The sequence below is a fragment of the Azovibrio restrictus DSM 23866 genome (assembly GCF_000429665.1).
Lineage (GTDB): Bacteria > Pseudomonadota > Gammaproteobacteria > Burkholderiales > Rhodocyclaceae > Azovibrio > Azovibrio restrictus.
This window is the reverse complement of sequence record NZ_AUCH01000013.1, coordinates 133,897-154,240: the sequence shown is the minus strand read 5'-3', so window position 1 is coordinate 154,240 and position 20,344 is coordinate 133,897. Positions and strand designations below refer to the sequence as shown.

Sequence of the window (20,344 nt, the reverse complement as noted above, 5' to 3'; positions counted from 1 at the left end):
TACCCCATGTTCAAGCCGAATCCCATGACCCTGGCCCTGATGCTGGCCTATTCCCTTGCTCCCAACCTGGCTGCGGCCGCCCCTGATGTTCCCCAGGAGGGGAGCGCCCCGGTGCTCCTGCCTGCGGTGGTGGTCCAGGCCAGCAGCCTGGAGCTGGGGGCCGATGAAATGACGACCCCGGTCACGGTGCTCGAAGGCGAGGAACTGCGGGCCCGCAGTGCCGCCACCCTGGGAGAAACCCTGGAAGGGCAGGCCGGCACCACGGCCACCCATTTTGGCGCCGGCGCCAGCCGGCCGGTGATCCGGGGCATGGACGGGCCCCGGGTACGGGTGCTGTCCCATGGTTCGGAGGTGATGGACGCCTCCACCATCAGCCAGGATCACGCGGTTACCGTCGAGCCCCTGCTGGCCCGCCAGATTGAGATCCTGCGCGGGCCCTCGGGCCTGGCCTACGGCGGCGGCGCCATTGGCGGCGTGGTGAATGTGCTGGACGACAAGATTCCCACCCGGGTGCCGGCCCGGGGTGTGGAGGGCCATGTGGAGCTGCGTGCCGGTTCCGCCGCCCGGGAAGGCGCCGGCGCCTTCGCGGTGACCGCCGGCAGCGGCAACTTCGCCATCCACGCCGAAGGCTTGAAGCGGGATGCCAACGACTACCGGGTTGGCAGCGGCTGGTCCGGGGGCAGCAAGGTGGAAGGGAGCGACAACCAGACCCAGACCGGCAGCCTGGGGGTTTCCTGGATCGGCGATCGGGGCTACCTGGGCCTGGCCTACACCGGGCAGCGCAACGCCTACGGCCTGCCCGGCCACAGCCATGACTTCGAGGATTGCCATACCCACGATGGCGAGCTGCATTGCGGCACCCACGGGGACGAGGAGGATGGGCACGACCACGAGGAAGAACATGGCCACGGGGTGCCCCGGGTGGACCTGCGCAGTGACCGCTGGGACCTGCGCGGCGAATACCTGGACCCCTTTGCCGGATTTTCCCGGGTGCGCTTCAGCGCCGGCCTGACGGATTACCGCCACGATGAGAAGGAAGGCGGCACGGTGGCCACCCGTTTCCGCAACAAGGCCAAGGACGGCCGCCTGGAACTGCAGCACCAGCCCCTGGCCGGCTGGCGGGGCGTGCTGGGCCTGCAGAGCTCGGTGCGGGATTTCAGCGCCCTGGGGGAGGAGGCCTATGTCCAGCCCACCATCACCCGGCGCCATGCGCTCTTCCTGCTGGAGGAAAAACGCATCGGCGACTGGCGCCTGGAAGGGGCCCTGCGCCACGAGTGGCAGGACATCGAGGTGGAGGGGGCGCTGCCGGACCGCAGCCATCGCGGCACCTCCATCTCCCTGGGGGCCAACTGGCGCTTTGCGCCCCAGTACAGCCTGGGCTTGACCCTGACCCGGGCCCAGCGCCTGCCGACGGCGGAGGAGCTCTACGCCGACGGCCTGCATACGGCGTCCGCCACCTACGAGCAGGGCAACAGCGAGCTGCAGCGGGAAACTTCACGCAACATCGACCTGAGCCTGCGCAAGACGGCCGGGGAGACCACTTTCAGCGTCAGCGTCTATCACAATCGCATCACCGACTATATCTACGCCAACACCCTGGACGAACTGAACGGCCTGCAGCTGATCGAATACGCCCAGGGCGACGCGGTGTTCACCGGCATGGAAGCTTCCCTGCGCCAGCAGCTGGGGCGTAATTTCGGGCTGACCCTGTTCGGTGATTACGTCCGGGGCCGTCTCGAGCGTCAGGGAGGCGAGAACCTGCCGCGCATTCCCGCCGCCCGTCTGGGCACCCGGCTGGATGCCCGCTGGGGCGAGCACTGGCGTGGCGAGGCGGAACTCTACCGGGTGGCCCGCCAGGACAGGGTGGCCAGCTACGAGAGCGAGACGCCGGGCTACAACATGTTCAACCTGCGCCTGAGCTACGGCACCAAGCTGAACGGCCTGCCAGCCGAGTTCTACCTGAAGGGGGAAAACCTCTCCGACCAGTTGGCCTACGCCCACACCTCCTTCATCAAGAACGTGGCGCCCCTGGCTGGCCGCAACATCACCCTGGGGCTGCGGGTTTCCTTCTGAGGGGGCGGCAAGCGCCCTTGCGGAACAGGGGGCTGGCGCGCCAGCCCCGTTTTCATGCACGCGCTCTGACGGGCGGGCATAAAAAAGGCGGGCTCGAGGCCCGCCTGCCGGGGAGGTCTGACGACCTTACTTCTTGGCCTGAATCCGTTCGGCCATGCGGTTAGCCCGCTCGCCGGGAGCCGGGTGGCTGGAGAAGACGCTGCGATCGTTGCCGAACAGCTTTTCCAGCTTGCGCAGGGCGGTGACGGAGCCGCCGGTCTTGAGGCGGTTCTTGGCGAGGAAGTCCACCGCGTAGTCATCGGCCTCGTTTTCCTGGGATTGGGAGAACTGGGCGTTGATCAGGGCTTCGCCCAGGGCGCCGAGCTCGGAGGCGGAGATGGCGGCGACGGCGGAGTTGCCGCTGGAAGCCGCAGCCTGGCGAGCGGCGGAGGTGGCGTAGGCGGTTTGCATGGCCTTCTTGGAGTGGCCCTGCAGCACGTGCCCGATTTCGTGAGCGACCACGTAACGCAGTTCGTCATCGGTGAGCTTGTCCATCAGGCCGGAATAGACGCGGATGGAGCCGTTGGGCACGGCAAAGGCATTCACCTCGTTCTTCATGTAGACCTTGTAGTCGAGCTTGACGCCGTCGACCGTTTTCCAGCTGGCCGTCAGCTTTTGCAGGCGCTTGGCGTACTTGCTGTTGGCGGCGGCAATACGGTTCTGGCGGTCTTCGCTATCGGCGGTGCGCTTGCCCAGTTCAATCACTTCCGCGTCGGACAGGGTGGCGGCGGTCGCCAGATTCATGCCGGCGTTGGCCATGCCTGCCGTGTCCTTGCCGCCCTTGCCGCCGGTGGTGGTCGTGCAGCCGGAAACGAGCACGAGGGAAGCAGCAATCAAGGGGAGCCAAACTGAGCGATTCATTTTCGAAGCCTCTGTAAAAAAACAAAGGCATGATGATATTCCGTTCTCCTATGCCATTCAAGTTCAAGGGGGAGATAAGGGGCGGTTTCCCGCTTTTTTCGGCGGATTTCAGCTCACCGGACTGGGAGCCAGCGGCATGCCGATGCCGTTTCTCCCCTGCTCCTTGACCTGATACATGGCCAGGTCCGCCTGCTTGATGATCTGGGTGGGATGGGCCTCCCCGTCAAAGAGGGCAATGCCTATGCTGGCCGTACAGGGATAGGTAATCCGCTCCTGGCTGTCGGGCATTTGCAGCGGATAGGGGCGTTCCAGTTCCTGGCGCAGCTTTTCGGCCAGGCTGCGGGCCTGCTCCCGGGCCCTGCCGGGGTCCTGGTCCAGGTGGCTGAGCAGAATCACGAACTCGTCGCCCCCCAGGCGGGCTACGGTATCCGAGCTGCGCAGGCTGGTACGCAGGCGCTGGGCGACTTCCTGCAGCAGCAGGTCCCCGGCGCCATGGCCGTACTCGTCGTTGAGCGGCTTGAAATTGTCCAGGTCCAGGAGCAGCAGGGCACCATGGTTGCGGGCCTGGCGGGTTGCAGCCAGGGCTTCATCCATGCGCTGTTCCAGCAGGCGCCGGTTGGGCAGCCCGGTGAGGGCATCGTGGTAGGCCATGTTCTGGATTTCGGCCTGGATGTGTTTGCGTTCGGTGATCTCGGTGAGGAAGTTGAGGGTGGCCGGCTGGCCGTCCCATTCGATGCGGGTGCCGCTGGTTTCGTACCAGAGGATGTTTCCCTGCCGGTTGAGAACCCGCAGTTCGTAGCGGCCTTCCACGGTTTCGCCGCGCAGGCGGCGCTGGTATTTGTCCAGCACCATGGCCTGGTCATCGGGATGGATGAAGTCGAGAAAGGGACGGCCCACCAGCTCTTCCGGGGCATAGCCCAGTTCCCGGGCCAGCTGCGGATTGACGAAGCGGAGCAGGCCGGCCTGGGCCACCCCTATGCCTTCGTTGGCGGTTTCCACCAGCAGGCGGTAGCGGGCATCGCTGGCCTGGAGGCGGGCGTACAGGGTCAGGGCGTGGCGGGTGTAGAGGTGGAACAGGGCGGAGCACCAGACCAGGGCCAGGGTGAGGGTGGTGATGGCCTGCCCGGAATGGGGAATGGCCAGCCGGGACTGGGTGAGCAGGATGAAGCCGATGCTGAGCAGGGTGTACAGCCAGCCGGCGAGGCTGCCCAGCAGGATGTAGGCGGTGCTGATGCCGAGAAAGAACCAGACGCTGCGCAGTTCATCGGCGGGGACAAACAGCCAGGCCGAAGCGAAAAGCAGGAAGCCGCTGCAGATGCTGATCAGGGCGATGGGGGTGTAGCTGTGTTGCCGCTGGCTCAAGGTCCAGGCCAGCACCAGGGCCACGCCGCAGAAGATGGCGGTGAGCTCTACCTGGGGGGAGCCCAGGTGGGTCCAGCCCAGCAGGTCCGCCAGGACGAACAGGGCGGCCACCAGGCTGCCCGCCAGGAGCAGGCCTTCCAGCAGCTTGCGTTTGAAGTCCTGGATGGCGGCGGGAGCCGCTTCCTGGGAAGGAAAGGAAGCGCCGGGGAGCAGTTGTTTCGACATGGGGAAACAGCCGTATTGTTGGTTTGCTCCGATTCTAACCGGCCGCAGGGCGGCCCGGGCCGTTCCCTCCTGCCCTTTCTCAGGACTTTTGATCAGGGGTGGCCGGCGGCAGGATGCCCTTTTCCACCAGGGCGGCCCGGGTCAGCGCCTGGCGCAGGGGCAGTTGGGCTGGGTCATGGATTTCCAGGCGGGTGGCGAACAGCCAGCTGCCGGCCGGTGTATCCACGTAGCCCACATACCAGCTGGCTTCGGGTTGCTGGCGGCCGCCCCAGCCGGTCTTGGCGTAAAGCCGGTAACCGGGGCCGGTTTCGGCCAGCATGATGGTCTGCAGGGTGTCGTAGTGGGCCGCCTGGAATGGCAGCTGGCGCAGGCGGATGCGGCGCAGCAGTTCAACCTGTTCCAGGGCGCTGATCCTGAGGCTGGCGTCGAGCCAGAAGCGGGTCAGCTCGAACTGCCCGGGCAGGGCCGTGTAGGGGGTGCCGGCCAGGGCACGGCGATAGGGCTCGGGCCCGATGCGCCGGGCCAGTTCCTGGTAACACCAGACGCAGGAAACCTGAAAGGCCTGGGACAGGCTCAGGTCCCTGTTCCAGGCGGCCATCTCGTGGGGCCGTCCGTCCCAGTGAAAGGTTTCGTCCGGGTTGATGGCGCCGTTTTCCAGGGCGATCAGGGTGTTGATGATCTTGAAGGTGGACGCCGGGCTGACCGCTTGGGCCGCCCGGGCTTCGTCATGGACGTGGCGGATGCGGCCATCCAGGGAGGCAATCACCAGAGTGCCTTGGAGCCCCTGGCGGGCCAGCAGCGCGGCGATGGCGGCATCTTCGGCCTGGGCCGGCAGGGTGCAGAGCAGGAACAGGGCTAGGCAGAGGTGGCGCATGGGTAGGGGAGGAATGGAATGGGAACAATAGTTTAGGGCCATAAATTTGTGGTGGCGGAGGTTTTCCAGTCCAGGGCGGCTGGCCGTGCTTCCGTAATCCTGTATTAGTATTTCGACATTGGCGGCACGCCTGCCCTGGTGTTGATGGGCCGGTGTGCGGGAAGTTGATCAGGAGAGCTTGGAAATGACAGTTGTTGCTGTAATCGGCCTGGGCTATGTGGGCCTGCCCCTGGTGGTGGAGTTCGGCAAGCGCATGCGCACCATTGGTTTCGATATCGCCACGGCCAAGGTGGAGGCCTGCCGGCGCGGCACGGACCCATCCCGGGAGCTGAGCGACGCAGAGATGGTGCTGGCGACTCAGGCGGAATACACGGCGGATCCGACCCGGCTGGGGGAGGCGGACATCATCATCGTGGCGGTGCCGACGCCCGTGGACGAGGCCCACATCCCGGATTTCCGTCCCTTGATCGGGGCCAGCGTCAGCGCTGGCCGGCACATGAAGAAGGGGGCCGTCGTGGTTTATGAATCCACGGTCTACCCCGGGGCCACGGAAGAAATCTGCATCCCCGTGCTGGAGCGGGAATCAGGCCTGCGCTGGAAGCAGGATTTCTTCGTCGGCTATTCCCCCGAGCGCATCAATCCGGGGGACAGGGAGCACACCCTGACCAGCATCCTCAAGGTGGTCTCCGGCGATACGCCGGAGACCCTGGAGCGGGTGGCGGCCCTGTACGAAAGCATCGTCAAGCCGGGGGTGCATCGCTGCGGCAGCATCAAGGCAGCCGAGGCGGCCAAGGTTATCGAGAACACCCAGCGGGACCTGAACATCGCCCTGATGAACGAGCTCTCCATCATCTTCAACAAGCTGGACATCGATACCAGCGAGGTGCTGGAAGCGGCCGGGACCAAGTGGAACTTCCTCAAGTTCAAGCCGGGCCTGGTGGGTGGGCACTGCATCGGGGTGGACCCCTATTACCTGACCCACAAGGCCGAGATGGTGGGCTATCACCCGGAAGTGATCCTGGCCGGCCGCCGCATCAATGACGGCATGGGCAAGTTCATCGCCGAGCAGACCGTGAAGCAGATGATTGTCGGAGGCAGCAACGTCAAGGGAGCCCGGGTCAATGTCCTGGGGCTGACCTTCAAGGAGAACTGCGGCGACCTGCGCAATTCCCGGGTGGTGGACATCATCCGGGAACTGCAGTCCTACGGAGTCGAAGTGTTCGTCCATGATCCCTACGGGGACCCGGAAGAGGCGGCCCACGAATACGGGGTGCGACTGTCGTCCTGGGAAGAGCTGCCGGTGGCCCAGGCCATCGTCGCCGCCGTGTCCCACCAGGAATACCTGCAGATGCCCGTCAGCCAGTTTGCGGAAAAGCTGGTCCGGGAAGGCTGTTTCATTGACGTGAAGGCTGCCTTCGAGGCGCCGGCCCTGGCGGCTGCCGGGGTCCGGGTCTGGCGTCTGTAACGGGGAAGGGCGGGGCGCCTGCTGCCCCGCCATCGGGGGGCAGCCTGGCTTACTTGCAGGCCTGACGCTGGGCGGCCTCGATCAGCCCCACCGCCTGGGCCCGGTTCATGGCATCGAGTTTCTTGAAGATGCGTTGCAGGTGGTTTTTCACGGTGAAGGCGCTGATGTTCAGGATCATCCCGATTTCCTGATTGGTCTTGCCCATGCGCACCCATTCCATGATGTCCATTTCCCGGGCGCTGAGGCCCAGGCAGACCGGGTTTCCCTGCTTGCCTGCCGCGACGTCCGGTGTGTCGTGGGCTGTCCCGATGTACTGGCTGGGCAGATGGCCGATCTGGCGGAAGGCCGTGTCGATGTAGGGCAGGAGAAAACGCAGGGTTTCCCCGGTCCCATCCTTGTGCAGCTCTTCTTCCCGGCCCAGCAGGACGTACAGGCAGGCGTTCCGGCTCCGTTGGTCATGAATGCCGTGGATCAGGGCGGCGTGGATACCCTGATCATGGATGCCCATGGGGCTGTGGCTGGAAAAGGCTTTGGCCGCCGGCATGGAAAAGGGATTGTGGTCATGGCCGGACCAGTTGTGGAACAGCTCCTGCATCAAGGGCTGCAGGGCCTGATCGGCAAAACAGCCGGTCCGGATTTCGGGCAGGGGGGAGACGATGTCGTGGCAGAGCTGGCCAGAGGCGAAATCACCCCAGGCAGCCACCAGGATCTGGTGGGGCAGGAAACGCTGGATGTCATCCTGGAGCCAGTTGAGCAGTTCGTAGTGGCGCCGGATGGCAAAGGATTTGTGCAATGCCTTCAACAGGGGGGCGAGTTCGCCAACGGAGAGATGGGCACTGAATGTCATGATGTTTTTACCACAGGGATGCTTTCTACTACGGGTTGCCAGTGCAAAATGCGTCAATTATATGCGTTTGTTCTTGGGGTCGGTGTGGCTATTTGGTCTGTAGTCCGTGGAAAGCGGAAGATGGACGCAAGCACATTGTCCCTGCGGAGAAATGGGCTGTTAGGACTAGCGCCCGTCCGCTTCCTGTAACGTTCTGGAGAAATTCACATGCGAGTTGCCGTGCCCCTGGAGCAGGCCTACAAACTGCTCAATCATGGTCCCGTGACCCTGGTCAGCGCCGCCCATGGCGGCCAGGCCAACGTGATGGCGGCCTCCTGGGCCATGCCCTTGGACTTTGCTCCGCCCCGGGTGGCCCTGGTGGTGGATAAAAGCGCTTACACCCGGGAGCTGCTGCTGGCGGCGGGGGGCTTCGTGCTCGGCATTCCCGGGCGCAAGCTGGCCCAGGCCGTGGTGCAGGTGGGCTCCTGCTGCGGCCGGGAAGTGGACAAGTTTGCCGCCTTCGGCCTGGAGTGGCAGCCCGGGAGCCAGGTGGCGGCGCCCCTGGTGCAGGGCTGTGCGGCCTGGCTGGAATGCCGGCTGATGCCTGAGCCCGCTAACCAGGAAAATTACGACCTGTTCCTAGGCGAAGTGCTGGCGGCCTGGGCCGATGACCAGGCCTGGCGCGATGGGCGCTGGGTGTTTGCCGATCCGGAGCTGCGCACCCTGCATTACGTGGCCGGGGGCCAGTTTTTCCTCACCGGGGAATCCCTGGTGGTGGATGCGGCCCATTGACCCGGGCGCTCAGGTCTTACTGGCGCAGCCGCCGGATGAATTCCTCTGTGTCGAAACCGCCCTCTCCCAAGGGGTCGCCGCGCACCACCAGGAAGGGCACGCCCTGTCCCCCCAGGCGTTGCATGTCGCTGTGGCAGCTCTGGTCGTGGCTCATGTTGCATTCGGTGTAGCTGAAACCGTACTGATCGAGCCAGCTTCTGGCCTGGGCGCAATAGGGGCATTCGCTGGTGGTGTACATCACCACCGCCCCGGCAGGTACGGTCTTGGCCAGGGCCTGCAGGTCGACGCTGCTGGATTCCTGGCGGGCTTGCCCGGCCGGGCTTCCGTCCTGGTAGCCGCTGAGGTATTTCCAGCCCTGCAGGAGGGCGCCGGCGAGCAGGGCGAGGATGATGAGTGTGCGCATGGGGGAAGGGCTGGGTTCGTGGAGGCGCCATTCTAGGCCATCCGCCTGAATTTCCAAGGTGATGTTTTGTGGAGTGCCCGGTTGGGGTGTATGGCCCGGGGTTGATGCCATGGGGCTGATGCCATTGTCAATTCCATGGGGGCTGGTGCAGAATGCTCCGGTTTTATGCCATTGAAATCAAACAGGAGTCCTGCCATGTCGAATTCCCCCATCACCCTTGCTCCCGTTGAGGCCAGGGCCCTGCCCGCTCCCGGGTATATGGGCCTGCCCGAAGCCAAGCATATTTACCTGGTGGCCAGGGACCACAGCTTTGGCTGGCCCTGCTTCGGCCGGGGCTACAGCCCGGCTGATCCGGGGGAGCTGGTGGTCGAAGCCGCCGTGTATCAGGAATGGGCCCGGGAGCTGGCCAAACCCGATTGCGGCGACCAGTATCTGGCCGGGGTGGCCAATACCGTGAATGGCACCTGTCACACCATCGCCAACCGCATCCTGGCCCTGTCTGACCGGGACAACGCCAATGTCTCCAACTCCGTGGACGATCCCTATTCGGTGATGGTGTTCGGCAAGTACGGTTTCGGCACCCGGCAGTTCTGCGAGCTGTTGGGGCAGAGCCTGGAGCGGACCGGCTTGCAGGGGCCGGATGGCGTGCTGGAGCAGGTCCGGGCCCGGGTCATGAATCCCTTCAAGGACGAGTTGCAGGCCTGGGCCACGGTGATCCAGAACCAGCTGAAGATAGACGTGAACCGTCTGCTGGCCACTTCCCCCGAGCTGGCCTCCCGGGCCCTGGCGGTGATGACCGCCTACTGCCAGGACCGGGACGCCATGTACGAGCGCAACTTCGATTACCGCCAGGGCCGGGCTCCCAACGGCGAGGAAATCGGGCGCATCCGCGCCGGCCTCAAGGATCTGGCCTTGAGCTACGTGCATCACGTGCTGGAGGCCCTGACCGTGTCGCACCTGATCACGGTCCAGCAGCGGGATGCCTTCGAGGCCGGCATCAAGGCCTACGTGGAGCAGATGGGCCTGTAGTCGGCCAGCGGATGTAAAAACGGCAGCCCCGGGGCTGCCGTTCGGTGGAAAGGAGGCGGCTTCAGCCGACCTGGAGCAGGCTTTCGTCCCAGCTTTCGTGCTTTTCCCGGCCGAGCAGATGGGCCACGGTGGCGGCGATGTTGGAGAGGCCGGCGCTTTCCGTCTGCTTAAGGGCCAGCTTGCCGCCGCTGACGTTGTCGTAAAGGATCAGCGGTACCGGGTTCAGGGTGTGGGCGGTCTTGGCCTTGTAGGAACCATCCTTGTTGAGCTGGGGCTGCTTGGTCTTCTTGTCCAGCTCGAACATCTCGTCGGCGTTGCCGTGGTCGGCGGTGACCAGGGCTACCCCGCCCATGGCGTCGATCACCGGCAGGATGCGCTCCAGGGCCAGGTCCACCGCCTCGATGGAGAGGGCGGCGGCGCGGAAGTTGCCGGTATGGCCCACCATGTCGCCATTGGCGAAGTTGCAGCGCAGGGTCTTGTACTGGCCGCTCTTCAGGGCGGCGATCATGGCGTCGGCGATCTCGGCGGATTTCATCCAGGGGCGCTGCTCGAAGGGCACCACGTCGCTGGGCACTTCCTGGTAGGTCTCACCCTCGAACTTGCCGGAGCGGTTGCCGTTCCAGAAGTAGGTGACGTGGCCGAATTTCTGGGTCTCGGAGCAGGCGAACTGGGTGATGCCGCTCCTGGCGAACCACTCGCCCATGGTGTTCTGGATGGCCGGGGGCGGCACCAGGAAACGCTTGGGCAGCTGCAGGTCGCCATCGTACTGGAGCATGCCGGCATAGGTGACCTTGGGCACGCGCACCCGGTCGAACCTGTCGAAATCCGCGTCTTCGAAGGCCCGGGTGATCTCGATGGCCCGGTCGCCGCGGAAGTTGTAGAACACCACCGCATCCCCATCCTCGATGGTGCCCAGGGGCTGGCCGTTTTCCGCGATCACGAAGGGGGGCAGATCCTGGTCTATGGTGCCCGGGTGGGCGGAGCGCAGGCTGTTGACCGCTTCCACGGTGCTGGCGAACTGCTGGCCCTGGCCCAGCACATGGGTCTTCCAGCCGGCTTCCACCATGGCCCAGTTGGCTTCGTAGCGGTCCATGGTGATCACCTGGCGGCCGCCGCCGGAGGCGATCCTGGCATCGAAGCTGGCGTCGGAGACTTCTTTCAGGAAAGCCTCGAAGGGCTCCACGTAGTCCAGGGCGCTGGTCTCCGGCACGTCCCGGCCGTCCAGCAGGGCGTGGACGCGCACGGTCTTCACCCCCTCGGCCTTGGCCTGGACGATCATGGCCTTGAGGTGGTCGATGTGGCTATGCACGTTGCCGTCGGAAAACAGGCCCATGAAATGCAGCACGCTCCGGCCGGCTTGGGCGCCAGCCACGATCTGCTGCCAGGCTTCCCCCTGCCAGATGCTGCTGGACTCGATGGCGCCCGCCACCAGGGCGGCGCCCTGGGAATAGACCTGGCCGGCGCCGATGGCATTGTGGCCCACCTCGGAGTTACCCATGTCGTCATCCGAAGGCATGCCGACGGCGGTGCCGTGGGCCTTCAGGCGGATGTTGGGGTAGTTGGCGAAGAGCTTGTCCAGGGTGGGCTTCCTGGCGGCGGCGATGGCGCTGCCCACGTCGGTCTTGGGCAGGCCGTAGCCATCCATGACGATGATGACCACGGGGCCGGGCACCCCGGGGAAGGTAGAGAGCTTTTGCAGCATGCTGAAATCCTGAGGAAATGCGGAAAATCCGGGGAATCCCTTACAGGATTCCGGGCCGGGCGAAGTATCCTAGCCGGGAGGTGCAGCCGTCAACGCAAGGAGGGGCTCCATGAGTCATGCCACATCAGCCAGCAAACCCGTGATCAACCTGGGACTCCAGGGCGGCGGCGCCCATGGGGCTTACAGCTGGGGCGTCCTGGACCGGCTCCTGGAAGATGGCCGTTTCGATTTTGAAGGCATCAGCGGCACCAGCGCCGGTGCCATGAACGGCGTGGTGCTGGCCGACGGCTTGATGCGCGGCGGCCGGGACGGGGCCCGGCAGGCCCTGGCCGAGTTCTGGCGCGCCATTGCCGACAGTGTCCCCCTGGAACTCTCGGTGCCCGTGGCCGGCGGCGAAAGCGTGGCCTTGCTCCCCGCCACCCGCTTCATGCTCAACTGGACCCAGTATCTCTCCCCCTACCAGCTCAATCCCCTCAACTTCAACCCCCTGCGCAAACTGCTCAAGGAGCGGGTGGATTTTGCCGGCCTGGTGCGCCACAGCCCGGTGCGCCTGTTCCTGGCCGCCACCAACGCCAACACCGGCAAGCTGCGCCTGTTCCGTAACGAGGAGCTGAGCGTGGACGCGGTGCTCGCCTCCGCCTGCCTGCCCATGCTGCACCACGCCATCGAAATCGACGGGGAACCCTACTGGGACGGCGGTTATGCGGCCAACCCGGCGGTTTTTCCCCTGTTCTACGAATGCAGCGCCCGGGACATCCTGCTGATCCTGCTGGCCCCGCCCGTGTATGGGGAAACCCCCCGCACGGTGGAGGAAATCCGTGCCCGCACCCTGGAACTGGCCTTCAACACCAGCCTGCTGCGGGAAATGCTGCTCTTTGCCAACGTGATCAACTATAGCCGCAGCCACGCCGAAGAGGCCGCCGCAGGCTGGATGGGCAGCCGCAGCCTGCAGCGCCTCCTGGGCCGTGCCCGGCACGAACCCTCGGGCTTCGAGCGGCACATGCTGAAAACCCGCTTTCACCTGATAGAAGCCCAGGACCTGCTGCGCCAGTTCGGCAGCGCCACCAAGGTCGCCGCCGACTGGCCCTTCCTGAAAAAACTCCACGACATCGGCTACGAAGAAGCCAGCCACTGGCTCACCGCCCATGGCCCCCAGGTGGGCCAGGAAACCTCCTTCGACCTGATCGGGCGGTTCGGGGTGTAGGGCAGCTGGCCATCCCCGTGCAGTGACCTTGGGCCTTTTCCGCCCTAGAACCGCAGGGCCCCGATCAGGGATTCCACTTCGGTGGCGGATTCTTCCAGGAGGCTGACCAGGGTGGCGTCGCCGATGACGGCGTCGATGCGGCCGCGGGGGTCTTCCCGGGGTTGGGTGGGGGAGTGGCGCAGGGGGGATTCCACCGGGGCCAGGTCGTCGGCCAGCAGCAGGGTGTCTCCCAGGGTTACCGGGGGCAGGGCCATGAAGCCTTGCAGCAGGGTATCCACGGCTTCCAGCACGGCTTCGGGGACCTTCAGGGCCTGGAGTACGGCGGTGCTGATTTCCCGTTCCCCATTTTCGACCCAGTCGGCGGGTTCGCCTTCCAGGAGGCCGGGGTAATCCTTGGCCCGGGAGATCAGGTAGAAGCCGCCCACTTCGTGGACCACGCCGGCAAACAGGGCGGTTTCCGGGTCCAGGTGGCTGACCCGGCGGGCCATGACGCTGGTCAGGGCGGCCACGTGGGCCGTGTGTTCCCACAGGGCGGCAGCGCATTGGCGCAGGGCCGGGTCGGTGGGGGCGCCGGCCATCTGGCGGGTGACCAGGGCGGTGGAGAGGGTGCGGACGGTGCTAAATCCCAGGCGGGAGACAGCGGTGCGCACGTCGGTGATTTCCCGCCCGGCCCGGTTGTAGGTGATGGAGTTGGCGATGGCCACCACCCGTGCGGCCAGCAGGGGTTCGCTCTGGACCAGGCGGGCGGCCTGGTCCAGGGGGCATTCGGGATCATCCAGGGCGCGCTGGATTTTCATGGCGACTTCGGCGCTGGTGGGAAAGTTGAGCTCTCCCTGAGCGGCTTCCGTGGCGATCTGCTTGAAGATGGCGCTGCGGTCCATGGCGTTTCCTCCCCCTCTTGTTTAAGGGGATTGTAGGGGGTTCCCGGTGGTTTGGGGGTAGGTTAGCCGGTTTGGGAGTGAGCGTTTCCGGGACTGCAATGGAAAACGCCCGGCAGGGCCGGGCGTCGGGGGATCAGCGGCTGGGGCCGGGCCCGGGTTCGGGCAGGACGATGTTGACTTCCAGCACTTCGTAATTGCCCTGCTTTTCCAGGGAGACCTTGATGTCGTCCTGGTTGACTGAAACGTACTTGGAGATCACGGCCACCAGCTCCTGTTGCAGGGCTGGCAGGAAGTCGGGCTTGCTGCTCAGGTCGCTGCGCTCATGGGCGATGATCAGCTGCAGCCGTTCCTTGGCGATGGCGGCGGTCTTCTGCTTGTTGCCGAAGATGAGGGAGAGCAGGGACATGCCTTATTTTCCTCCGAACAGTCGCTTCAGCAGGCCGGGTTTTTCATAGTCCACGAAACGCAGGGGTTTGTCTTCACCCAGGAAGCGGGCCACCACGTCCTTGTAGGCCTCGGCGACGTCGGAGTCCTTCAGGTGGATGGCGGGCGTGCCCTGGTTGGAGGCGTGCAGCACGGATTCCGATTCGGGAATGACGCCGATGATGGGCACCCGCAGGATTTCCTGGACGTCCTTGAAGGAGAGCATTTCGCCTTCGTCCACTCGCTTGGCGGAGTAGCGGGTGATGAGCAGGTGTTCCTTGACCGGCTCGCCGCCTTCCTTGGCCCGCTTGGACTTGGATTGCAGGATGCCGAGGATGCGGTCCGAGTCGCGCACGGAGGAGACTTCCGGGTTGGAGACCACGATGGCTTCGTCGGCGAAGGTCAGCGCCATCACCGCGCCCCGTTCGATACCGGCGGGGGAGTCGCAGACGATGTAGTCGAAGCCCATGTGTTCCAGTTCCTTGAGGACCTTTTCCACCCCTTCTTCGGTCAGGGCGTCCTTGTCCCGGGTCTGGGAGGCAGGCAGCACGAACAGGTTGTCGCAGTGCTTGTCCTTGATCAGGGCCTGGGTCAGGGTGGCTTCGCCGTTCAGGACGTTGACCAGGTCATAGACGACCCGGCGTTCGCAGCCCATGATCAGGTCCAGGTTCCGCAGGCCCACGTCGAAGTCGATCACGGCAGTCTTGAAGCCGCGCAGGGCCAGGCCCGAGGAAAAACTGGCGCTGGTGGTGGTCTTGCCCACGCCGCCCTTGCCGGAGGTCACAACAATGATGCGGGTCACGAAATGTTCTCCGATGTAAAAGCGCAGATTTTACCTGCGCCTGGAATTTTATGTTCTTTCAGCAACGGGGCTTTAGTCCAGCTTCAGGGAGTCAAGCAACAGTTTGTTGCCTTCGGCATCGGCCCGGACCTGCACCGGACGGCTTGCCAGCTCGGCCGGGACGCCCCCTTCAAAGGTGCGGTAGACCCCGGCCACGGAGACCAGCTCGGCCTCGAAGCGGGTGGTGAAGATGCGCGCCTGGGCATCGCCGGTAGCCCCGGCCAGGGCGCGTCCGCGCAGGGGGGCGTAGATGTGGATGCTGCCGTCGGCAATCACTTCCGCCCCCGGGTTGACGATGGCCAGCACCACCAGGTCGCCGCCCCGGGCATAAACCTGCTGGCCGGAGCGCAGGGGGCGGTCGATCACCAGGGTGGTGCGCGCCGGTGCCGGTTCCGGTGCGGCCGGAGGCGGTTCGGGGGCCGGAGGTTCCGGGGGGGCTTCCATGGGAGGGGGTTCCACTGGAGCGGCTTCAAGCGGCGGGGCCGCTTCGGGGGCGGGGGGCTGGCGCCGTTCGTCGGCGGGGAACAGGGCCAGGCCCGCGGCCTGGGCCGTGGCGGCTAGTTCCGGGGCGCCGCCGCGCAGGCCGATCAGCTTCAGGCCGTGCCGGGCGAAGCAGGTGATGATGGCGGCCCAGTCTTCAGGAGGGCTGCTTTCGTCCGGGGGAAGCTGGCCCAGGTCCAGGATGCCCGCATCCCCGTCGAAAAAGTCGCTGTTGCCGAACATCTGGGCGGCGCTCTGCTCCAGAGTGGCGGGGTTCAGGCTGCGCAGGGTGATGACGATGGCGGGGACGGTGCTGCCCTTGAATTCGATCAGGGCGGGAGTCTTGGTTTTTTTCATGGTCGGTGACATGAGGTGTTAGACGCAGACCAGGGTCTGGCGGCCCCACCACTCGCCGCCGGCAGGCAGGACCAGGGGTTCGCCGACGGCGGCGGCTTCGATGCAGAGCATGTGACGGAAGCCCCGGGCCGGCATGTCGGTCAGGGCGGCGCACTGGTGTTCCCAGGGGTTCCACAGCACCAGGTCGGGAAAGCCTTCGTTGTGGATGGCCAGGGAGCGTTGGGGCTCGCTCAGCAGCAGGGGGCGGCCCAGGCGGGGGTAGAGCCGGTCGAGCTCGTCGTCCACCATCAGTTCCGGGGCGCTGTCCCGTTGCTGCCGGCCGTTGCGGCGGTCAGTGTAGGGGGCGTTGTAGAGGCCGGTGAGATAGGATTCCTCCACCTCCTTCACCCGCAGGTAGCTGTGCAGGGCCGCCGTGCAGGAAAAGGGGCTGTCGCCGGGGTTGCGGATTTCCAGCTCCAGGTCCAGGCGGCCGCTGCTGATGCCAATGGCCAGTTCCAGCTCGAACGCATGGGGCCACAGAGCGCGGCTGGCCTCGTCATCCCGGAGGCTGAAGATGGCAGCGGCGTAGCCGGCCTTGGGGTCCTGGCGCACTTCATCGAGTTGCCAGGGGCTGGTGCGGGCGAAACCATGACGGGGCAGGGGGCCCAGGTCGGCGAACTGGGGAAAGATCACGGGAACCCCGCCGCGCAGGGGCTGCCCTGGGGCGTAGCGGGCTTCCGGGCTCAGGTAGATGCGTTCGCCCTTGCCGCCCGGGTTCCAGGAAAGCAGCTGGGCGCCCTGCAGGGCGATGACGGCCGTGCTGCCATCGGCAAGCGCCAGGCGGCAGGCGGGCAGGCCATTGAAATCGATGATCGCGTCCATAGGCGGAACGGGATGGGACATGGGTTATCCTGTGGCGGTGGGCGCGTAGTTTACTGGAAGTCGGCGGCCGGGCGTTAGATTCCTTGGCATCCTTCTTGCTGGTTTGGCGTGGGCCTCAAGACTTGAAATTTCCGGCCGACAACCTACTTACAGGGTGACAAGATCGTTTCGCAACCGTTTTCGATTGGGAGCACCATCATGAACGTGGTTTACAACAGCGAGCACTATTCGGTCCTTTCCTACCCCGCTCAGGAAGGTTTTGAACTGGTGGACAAGGAAACCATGCGCATGCTCTTTCTCCAGGGGCCCTATGCCCGGCGTTTCCGCAATGCCATCAACGACATTCCGGAAGAGGAGCGGGACGAGGAAACCATCGATGCCTTCCTGGATGATTACTGCGCCGGCGAGGCCAGACCCATCATCTTCCACTGACGTTCGGGCGGCAGGGCGCGTGTTAGAATGCGCGCCATCTTTTGTCTGGATTTGTGAGGAATCATGGGTATCGTCGACAGCAGCTACGAGTCCGACCACACCAAGTGGATGCGGGAAATGATGGCCAAGCACCCGGAATGGGCCCAGGAGCAGGAAGCCGGTCGCGCCCTGTGGTGGGACAAGAAGCAGGAGCCCGGGCTCTGCCAGGATTTCGCCAAGGCCAAGGAGTGCCAGAAGCCCTACCCCTACGACGTGAATTTCTTCGGCGAGTGAGTCACCGGCCGGCCTGTGCCGGTGTGCTAGGCAGGATTGCAAGGAAAACGGCAAGTTCGGAAGAACTTGCCGTTTTTGTTGGTCGGGACCGGGAAGGATTCCGCGGGTTTCCGGCAACCTGCGGGCCGACCCGGTCCCTTGGTGATCGGGGTGGGGCTCAGCCGGCCAGGGGCTTCACCACCTTCTTGACGGCCGTATCCTCGGGATGGGGATGGATGGAGAAGCCCAGGCTGGTCATGAGACGGAACATCTTGGTGTTGCTGGAGAGCACGTCCCCCACCACGGCCCGGTAGCCCTTCATGCGGGCGCACTCGACCAGCGTGCTCATGAGCTTTCTGCCGATGCCGCACTTCTGCCAGTTGTCCCCTACGGCCAGGGCGAATTCCACCGACTCTCCGTCCGGATTGACCACGTAGCGGGCCACGCCGATCTGGACTTCCCGGCCACTGGTTTCGTCTTCCAGGACGGCGATCAGGGCCATTTCCCGGTCGTAGTCGATCTGGGTGAAGCGCACCAGCATGGCAGGGGTGAGTTCCCGGATGGTGTCCATGAAGCGGTAGTAGCGGGATTCGTCGGACATGTTCTTGACGAAGTCCTGCTCCAGGTCCGCATCCTCGGGGCGGATGGGGCGGATGATCACGGTCTGGCCGTCGTTGAGCTGCCACTCCTGGACCAGGTGTACCGGATAGGGGTAGATGGCCATGTGGGAGTAGCGGTCGCCGGAAGAGGGGGCATGGTCGATGACGATGCGGGCATCCACGGCGATGGCGCCGTCCTCATCCACGATCAGGGGGTTGAGGTCCATTTCCACGATCCAGGGCAGCTCGCAGACCATCTCGGAGATGGAGAGCAGCACGTCCTCCAGGGCTTCCATGTCGATGGGCGGCATGTTGTGGAACTGGCCCAGCAGTTTGGAGGCCCGGGTGGACTTGATCAGGTCCTTGGCCAGGAAGCGGTTCAGGGGGGGCATGGCCACGGAGCGGTCGCTGAACACTTCCACGTCGAAACCGCCGGCGCCGAAGGTGATTACCGGCCCGAAGATGGGGTCCCGGAACACCCCCAGCATCAGTTCCCGGCCGTGGGGCCGGGCCAGGAAGGGCTCGATGGAAACCCCGTTGATGCGGGCATTGGGCTGGCGCTTCTTCACCGTTTCGATGATGTCGTGATAGGCGTTGCGCACGGCCGGGGCATTGGTGATGTTGAGGCGCACGCCGCCCGCGTCGGATTTGTGCACCAGGTCCGGGGAATCCACCTTCATGGCCACCGGGAAGCCCAGTTGCTCGGCCAGCAGCAGGGCCTCGGTGGGGGTGCGGGCCACCATGGTCTGGGCCACGGGAATCCGGAAGGCGCGCAGGATGGCCTTGGATTCCATCTCGGAGAGCACCTTGCGGCGTTCCGAGAGCACCGCCTCGATGAGCATCTTGGCCCCTTCGAACTCGGGCCGGTCCTGCTGGCGGATGGGGGCTGGCGTTTGCAGCAGCAGCTTCTGGTTGCGGTAGAAGGTGGAGATGTGGTGGAACAGTTCCACCGCCGTCTCGGGCATGCGGAAGGCGGGGATGCCGGCTTCCTGCAGGGTCTTCCGGGCCGCGTAGACCTGCTCCTCGCCCATCCAGCAGCAGATGATGGGCTTCAGACTCTGTTCGTGGACCTCGATCACAGCCTTGGCCACTTCCATGGGCTCGGTCATGGCCTGGGGCGCCAGCATCACCAGGATGGCATCCACCTCAGAGTCCTGGGACAGGGTGACGATGGCTTCCCGGTAGCGTTCCGGCGGGGCGTCACCGACGATGTCGATGGGGTTGCTGTGGGACCAGGTGGGTGGCAGGTTCTTGTTCAGCTTGACCATGGTCTCGTCGGACAGGGGCGCCAGGGGAATGCCCAGGTCTCCGGCCCGGTCGGCTGCCATGGCGCCGGGACCGCCGCCGTTGGTGATGATGGCCAGGCGGTTGCCCATGGGGCGGAACTTGGAGGCCAGGGCCTTGGAGGCGTAGAACAGCTGGCCCACGTTCTGCACCCGCACCACCCCGGCCCGGCGCACGGCGGCATCGAACACCGCGTCGGCCACGGCGATCATGCCCGAGTGGGTCTGGGCGGCGATGGAGCCGGCCTCGTGGCGGCCTGCCTTCAAGAGGATGATGGGCTTGATGCGGGCGGCGGAACGCAGCGCGCTCATGAAGCGGCGGGCATTGCGGATGCCCTCCACGTACATGAGGATGTAGTGGGTGCGGTTGTCGTAGATCAGGTAGTCGAGGATTTCGCCGAAATCCACGTCGGCAGTGCTGCCCAGGGAGATCACGGAAGAGAAGCCCACCTTGTTCGACTTGGCCCAGTCCAGCACGGCGGCGCACATGGCGCCGGACTGGGAGACCAGGGCCAGGTTGCCGGTATTGGCGGTCATCCGGGCGAAGGTGGCGTTCAGGCCCAGGTTGGGGCGGATGATGCCCAGACAGTTGGGGCCCAGGACGCGCACGTTGTAGGAGCGGGCGATCTCCAGCATCTTGCGCTCCAGATTGGCGCCGATGTGGCCGGTTTCCGAGAAGCCGGCGGAGATCACGATGACGTTCTTGATGCCGCTGCGGCCGCACTGCTCCACCAGCATGGGCACGGTCTGGGGGCGGGTGGCGATGACCGCCAGTTCCACCCGGGCGCCGATTTCCTCGATGCTCTTGTAGGACTGCTGGCCGAGGACCGTCTCGTGCTTGGGGTTGATGGCGTAGATCCGGCCGGTGTAGCCGGAATCCAGGATGTTCTTGAAGATGATGTTGCCGACGGAGTTTTCCCGTTCCGAGGCGCCGATCACGGCCACGGACTTGGGTTCGAACATGGAGGTCAGATAGTGTTGTTCCAGCATGCCTATGGCCTCAAGGAAAAGTCGGTTCAGAAGATTGTGCAGCGCACAAATTTACCACATTCAGCATAACAGCGGCACTGTGGTTTTCCA

Annotated in this window: 19 protein-coding genes; 7 read left to right on the top strand and 12 right to left on the bottom strand. The window is 65.0% G+C overall.

Annotation, left to right across the window (positions count from 1 at the left end):
- Positions 1-6 precede the first annotated feature (6 nt).
- On the top strand, positions 7-2,073 hold the full coding sequence (locus G474_RS0111940) for a TonB-dependent receptor domain-containing protein (protein WP_051282249.1): 2,067 nt from the start codon (positions 7-9) through the stop codon (positions 2,071-2,073).
- Between the two features lie 126 nt (positions 2,074-2,199).
- Here G474_RS0111940 and G474_RS0111935 read toward each other — a convergent pair whose 3' ends face one another.
- From G474_RS0111935 to G474_RS0111925, 3 genes are all read right to left on the bottom strand, one after another.
- Positions 2,200-2,973, bottom strand: coding sequence for a M48 family metalloprotease (locus tag G474_RS0111935; RefSeq protein WP_026687177.1), 774 nt, complete (start codon positions 2,971-2,973; stop codon positions 2,200-2,202).
- 108 nt (positions 2,974-3,081) lie between these two features.
- Positions 3,082-4,560 (bottom strand): diguanylate cyclase domain-containing protein, encoded by a 1,479-nt coding sequence (locus G474_RS22120; protein WP_026687176.1) that lies wholly within the window; start codon positions 4,558-4,560, stop codon positions 3,082-3,084.
- Between the two features lie 79 nt (positions 4,561-4,639).
- Positions 4,640-5,434, bottom strand: coding sequence for a penicillin-binding transpeptidase domain-containing protein (locus tag G474_RS0111925; RefSeq protein WP_026687175.1), 795 nt, complete (start codon positions 5,432-5,434; stop codon positions 4,640-4,642).
- Between the two features lie 184 nt (positions 5,435-5,618).
- Between G474_RS0111925 and G474_RS0111920 the strand changes: the two genes are divergently transcribed.
- Entirely contained in the window at positions 5,619-6,899 is a 1,281-nt protein-coding gene (locus G474_RS0111920) for a nucleotide sugar dehydrogenase (RefSeq protein ID WP_026687174.1), read from the top strand.
- Between the two features lie 49 nt (positions 6,900-6,948).
- On the opposite strand, the gene epsA is transcribed toward G474_RS0111920, so the two are convergent.
- The gene (gene epsA / locus G474_RS20585) at positions 6,949-7,746 is read right to left on the bottom strand and encodes an XrtB/PEP-CTERM-associated transcriptional regulator EpsA (RefSeq protein WP_043464194.1); all 798 of its coding nucleotides are present in this window, start codon (positions 7,744-7,746) and stop codon (positions 6,949-6,951) included.
- Between the two features lie 207 nt (positions 7,747-7,953).
- On the opposite strand from epsA, the gene G474_RS0111910 reads away from it, so the two are divergent.
- A complete protein-coding gene (locus tag G474_RS0111910; RefSeq protein WP_026687173.1) occupies positions 7,954-8,517 on the top strand; it encodes a flavin reductase family protein in 564 nt (187 codons plus the stop codon).
- A 16-nt stretch (positions 8,518-8,533) separates the two neighbouring features.
- Here G474_RS0111910 and G474_RS22115 read toward each other — a convergent pair whose 3' ends face one another.
- Positions 8,534-8,920 (bottom strand): glutaredoxin family protein, encoded by a 387-nt coding sequence (locus tag G474_RS22115; protein ID WP_051282241.1) that lies wholly within the window; start codon positions 8,918-8,920, stop codon positions 8,534-8,536.
- Between the two features lie 195 nt (positions 8,921-9,115).
- Between G474_RS22115 and G474_RS0111900 the strand changes: the two genes are divergently transcribed.
- A complete protein-coding gene (locus G474_RS0111900; RefSeq protein WP_026687171.1) occupies positions 9,116-9,949 on the top strand; it encodes a hypothetical protein in 834 nt (277 codons plus the stop codon).
- A gap of 61 nt (positions 9,950-10,010) precedes the next feature.
- Here the strand turns inward: G474_RS0111900 and gpmI are convergent, their stop codons facing one another.
- A complete protein-coding gene (gene gpmI, locus G474_RS0111895) occupies positions 10,011-11,651 on the bottom strand; it encodes a 2,3-bisphosphoglycerate-independent phosphoglycerate mutase (RefSeq protein ID WP_026687170.1) in 1,641 nt (546 codons plus the stop codon).
- 109 nt (positions 11,652-11,760) lie between these two features.
- On the opposite strand from gpmI, the gene G474_RS0111890 reads away from it, so the two are divergent.
- Positions 11,761-12,855 (top strand): patatin-like phospholipase family protein, encoded by a 1,095-nt coding sequence (locus G474_RS0111890; RefSeq protein ID WP_026687169.1) that lies wholly within the window; start codon positions 11,761-11,763, stop codon positions 12,853-12,855.
- Between the two features lie 44 nt (positions 12,856-12,899).
- On the opposite strand, the gene G474_RS0111885 is transcribed toward G474_RS0111890, so the two are convergent.
- From G474_RS0111885 to G474_RS0111865, 5 genes are all read right to left on the bottom strand, one after another.
- Positions 12,900-13,736 carry an HDOD domain-containing protein gene (locus tag G474_RS0111885; RefSeq protein ID WP_026687168.1) on the bottom strand — a complete coding sequence of 279 codons (837 nt, stop codon included), beginning with the start codon at positions 13,734-13,736 and terminating at the stop codon, positions 12,900-12,902.
- A gap of 133 nt (positions 13,737-13,869) precedes the next feature.
- A complete protein-coding gene (gene minE / locus G474_RS0111880; protein WP_026687167.1) occupies positions 13,870-14,142 on the bottom strand; it encodes a cell division topological specificity factor MinE in 273 nt (90 codons plus the stop codon).
- A gap of 3 nt (positions 14,143-14,145) precedes the next feature.
- Positions 14,146-14,961: a septum site-determining protein MinD gene (gene minD, locus G474_RS0111875; protein ID WP_026687166.1), complete on the bottom strand. Its 816-nt coding sequence runs from the start codon at positions 14,959-14,961 to the stop codon at positions 14,146-14,148.
- A gap of 72 nt (positions 14,962-15,033) precedes the next feature.
- Positions 15,034-15,837, bottom strand: coding sequence for a septum site-determining protein MinC (gene minC / locus G474_RS0111870; RefSeq protein WP_026687165.1), 804 nt, complete (start codon positions 15,835-15,837; stop codon positions 15,034-15,036).
- A gap of 18 nt (positions 15,838-15,855) precedes the next feature.
- Entirely contained in the window at positions 15,856-16,719 is an 864-nt protein-coding gene (locus G474_RS0111865) for a D-hexose-6-phosphate mutarotase (protein ID WP_245589354.1), read from the bottom strand.
- Positions 16,720-16,896: 177 nt separating this feature from the next.
- Here G474_RS0111865 and G474_RS0111860 point away from each other — a divergent pair, with 177 nt between their 5' ends.
- Together G474_RS0111860 and G474_RS0111855 are read left to right on the top strand one after the other, a co-directional pair.
- The gene (locus G474_RS0111860) at positions 16,897-17,130 is read left to right on the top strand and encodes a DUF3567 family protein (RefSeq protein ID WP_026687163.1); all 234 of its coding nucleotides are present in this window, start codon (positions 16,897-16,899) and stop codon (positions 17,128-17,130) included.
- Positions 17,131-17,193: 63 nt separating this feature from the next.
- Positions 17,194-17,403, top strand: a complete 210-nt coding sequence (locus G474_RS0111855; protein WP_043464192.1) for a DUF3460 family protein — start codon at positions 17,194-17,196, stop codon at positions 17,401-17,403.
- 157 nt (positions 17,404-17,560) lie between these two features.
- Here G474_RS0111855 and G474_RS0111850 read toward each other — a convergent pair whose 3' ends face one another.
- On the bottom strand, positions 17,561-20,254 hold the full coding sequence (locus G474_RS0111850; protein WP_026687161.1) for a bifunctional acetate--CoA ligase family protein/GNAT family N-acetyltransferase: 2,694 nt from the start codon (positions 20,252-20,254) through the stop codon (positions 17,561-17,563).
- Positions 20,255-20,344: the final 90 nt, after the last annotated feature.

Coding starts and splice junctions, on each gene's coding strand:
- G474_RS0111940 (WP_051282249.1), top strand. CDS start 7: ATGTTCAAGCCGAATCCCATGACCCTGGCCCTGATGCTGGCCTATTCC.
- G474_RS0111935 (WP_026687177.1), bottom strand. CDS start 2,973: ATGAATCGCTCAGTTTGGCTCCCCTTGATTGCTGCTTCCCTCGTGCTC.
- G474_RS22120 (WP_026687176.1), bottom strand. CDS start 4,560: ATGTCGAAACAACTGCTCCCCGGCGCTTCCTTTCCTTCCCAGGAAGCG.
- G474_RS0111925 (WP_026687175.1), bottom strand. CDS start 5,434: ATGCGCCACCTCTGCCTAGCCCTGTTCCTGCTCTGCACCCTGCCGGCC.
- G474_RS0111920 (WP_026687174.1), top strand. CDS start 5,619: ATGACAGTTGTTGCTGTAATCGGCCTGGGCTATGTGGGCCTGCCCCTG.
- epsA (WP_043464194.1), bottom strand. CDS start 7,746: ATGACATTCAGTGCCCATCTCTCCGTTGGCGAACTCGCCCCCCTGTTG.
- G474_RS0111910 (WP_026687173.1), top strand. CDS start 7,954: ATGCGAGTTGCCGTGCCCCTGGAGCAGGCCTACAAACTGCTCAATCAT.
- G474_RS22115 (WP_051282241.1), bottom strand. CDS start 8,920: ATGCGCACACTCATCATCCTCGCCCTGCTCGCCGGCGCCCTCCTGCAG.
- G474_RS0111900 (WP_026687171.1), top strand. CDS start 9,116: ATGTCGAATTCCCCCATCACCCTTGCTCCCGTTGAGGCCAGGGCCCTG.
- gpmI (WP_026687170.1), bottom strand. CDS start 11,651: ATGCTGCAAAAGCTCTCTACCTTCCCCGGGGTGCCCGGCCCCGTGGTC.
- G474_RS0111890 (WP_026687169.1), top strand. CDS start 11,761: ATGAGTCATGCCACATCAGCCAGCAAACCCGTGATCAACCTGGGACTC.
- G474_RS0111885 (WP_026687168.1), bottom strand. CDS start 13,736: ATGGACCGCAGCGCCATCTTCAAGCAGATCGCCACGGAAGCCGCTCAG.
- minE (WP_026687167.1), bottom strand. CDS start 14,142: ATGTCCCTGCTCTCCCTCATCTTCGGCAACAAGCAGAAGACCGCCGCC.
- minC (WP_026687165.1), bottom strand. CDS start 15,837: ATGAAAAAAACCAAGACTCCCGCCCTGATCGAATTCAAGGGCAGCACC.
- G474_RS0111865 (WP_245589354.1), bottom strand. CDS start 16,719: ATGTCCCATCCCGTTCCGCCTATGGACGCGATCATCGATTTCAATGGC.
- G474_RS0111860 (WP_026687163.1), top strand. CDS start 16,897: ATGAACGTGGTTTACAACAGCGAGCACTATTCGGTCCTTTCCTACCCC.
- G474_RS0111855 (WP_043464192.1), top strand. CDS start 17,194: ATGGGTATCGTCGACAGCAGCTACGAGTCCGACCACACCAAGTGGATG.
- G474_RS0111850 (WP_026687161.1), bottom strand. CDS start 20,254: ATGCTGGAACAACACTATCTGACCTCCATGTTCGAACCCAAGTCCGTG.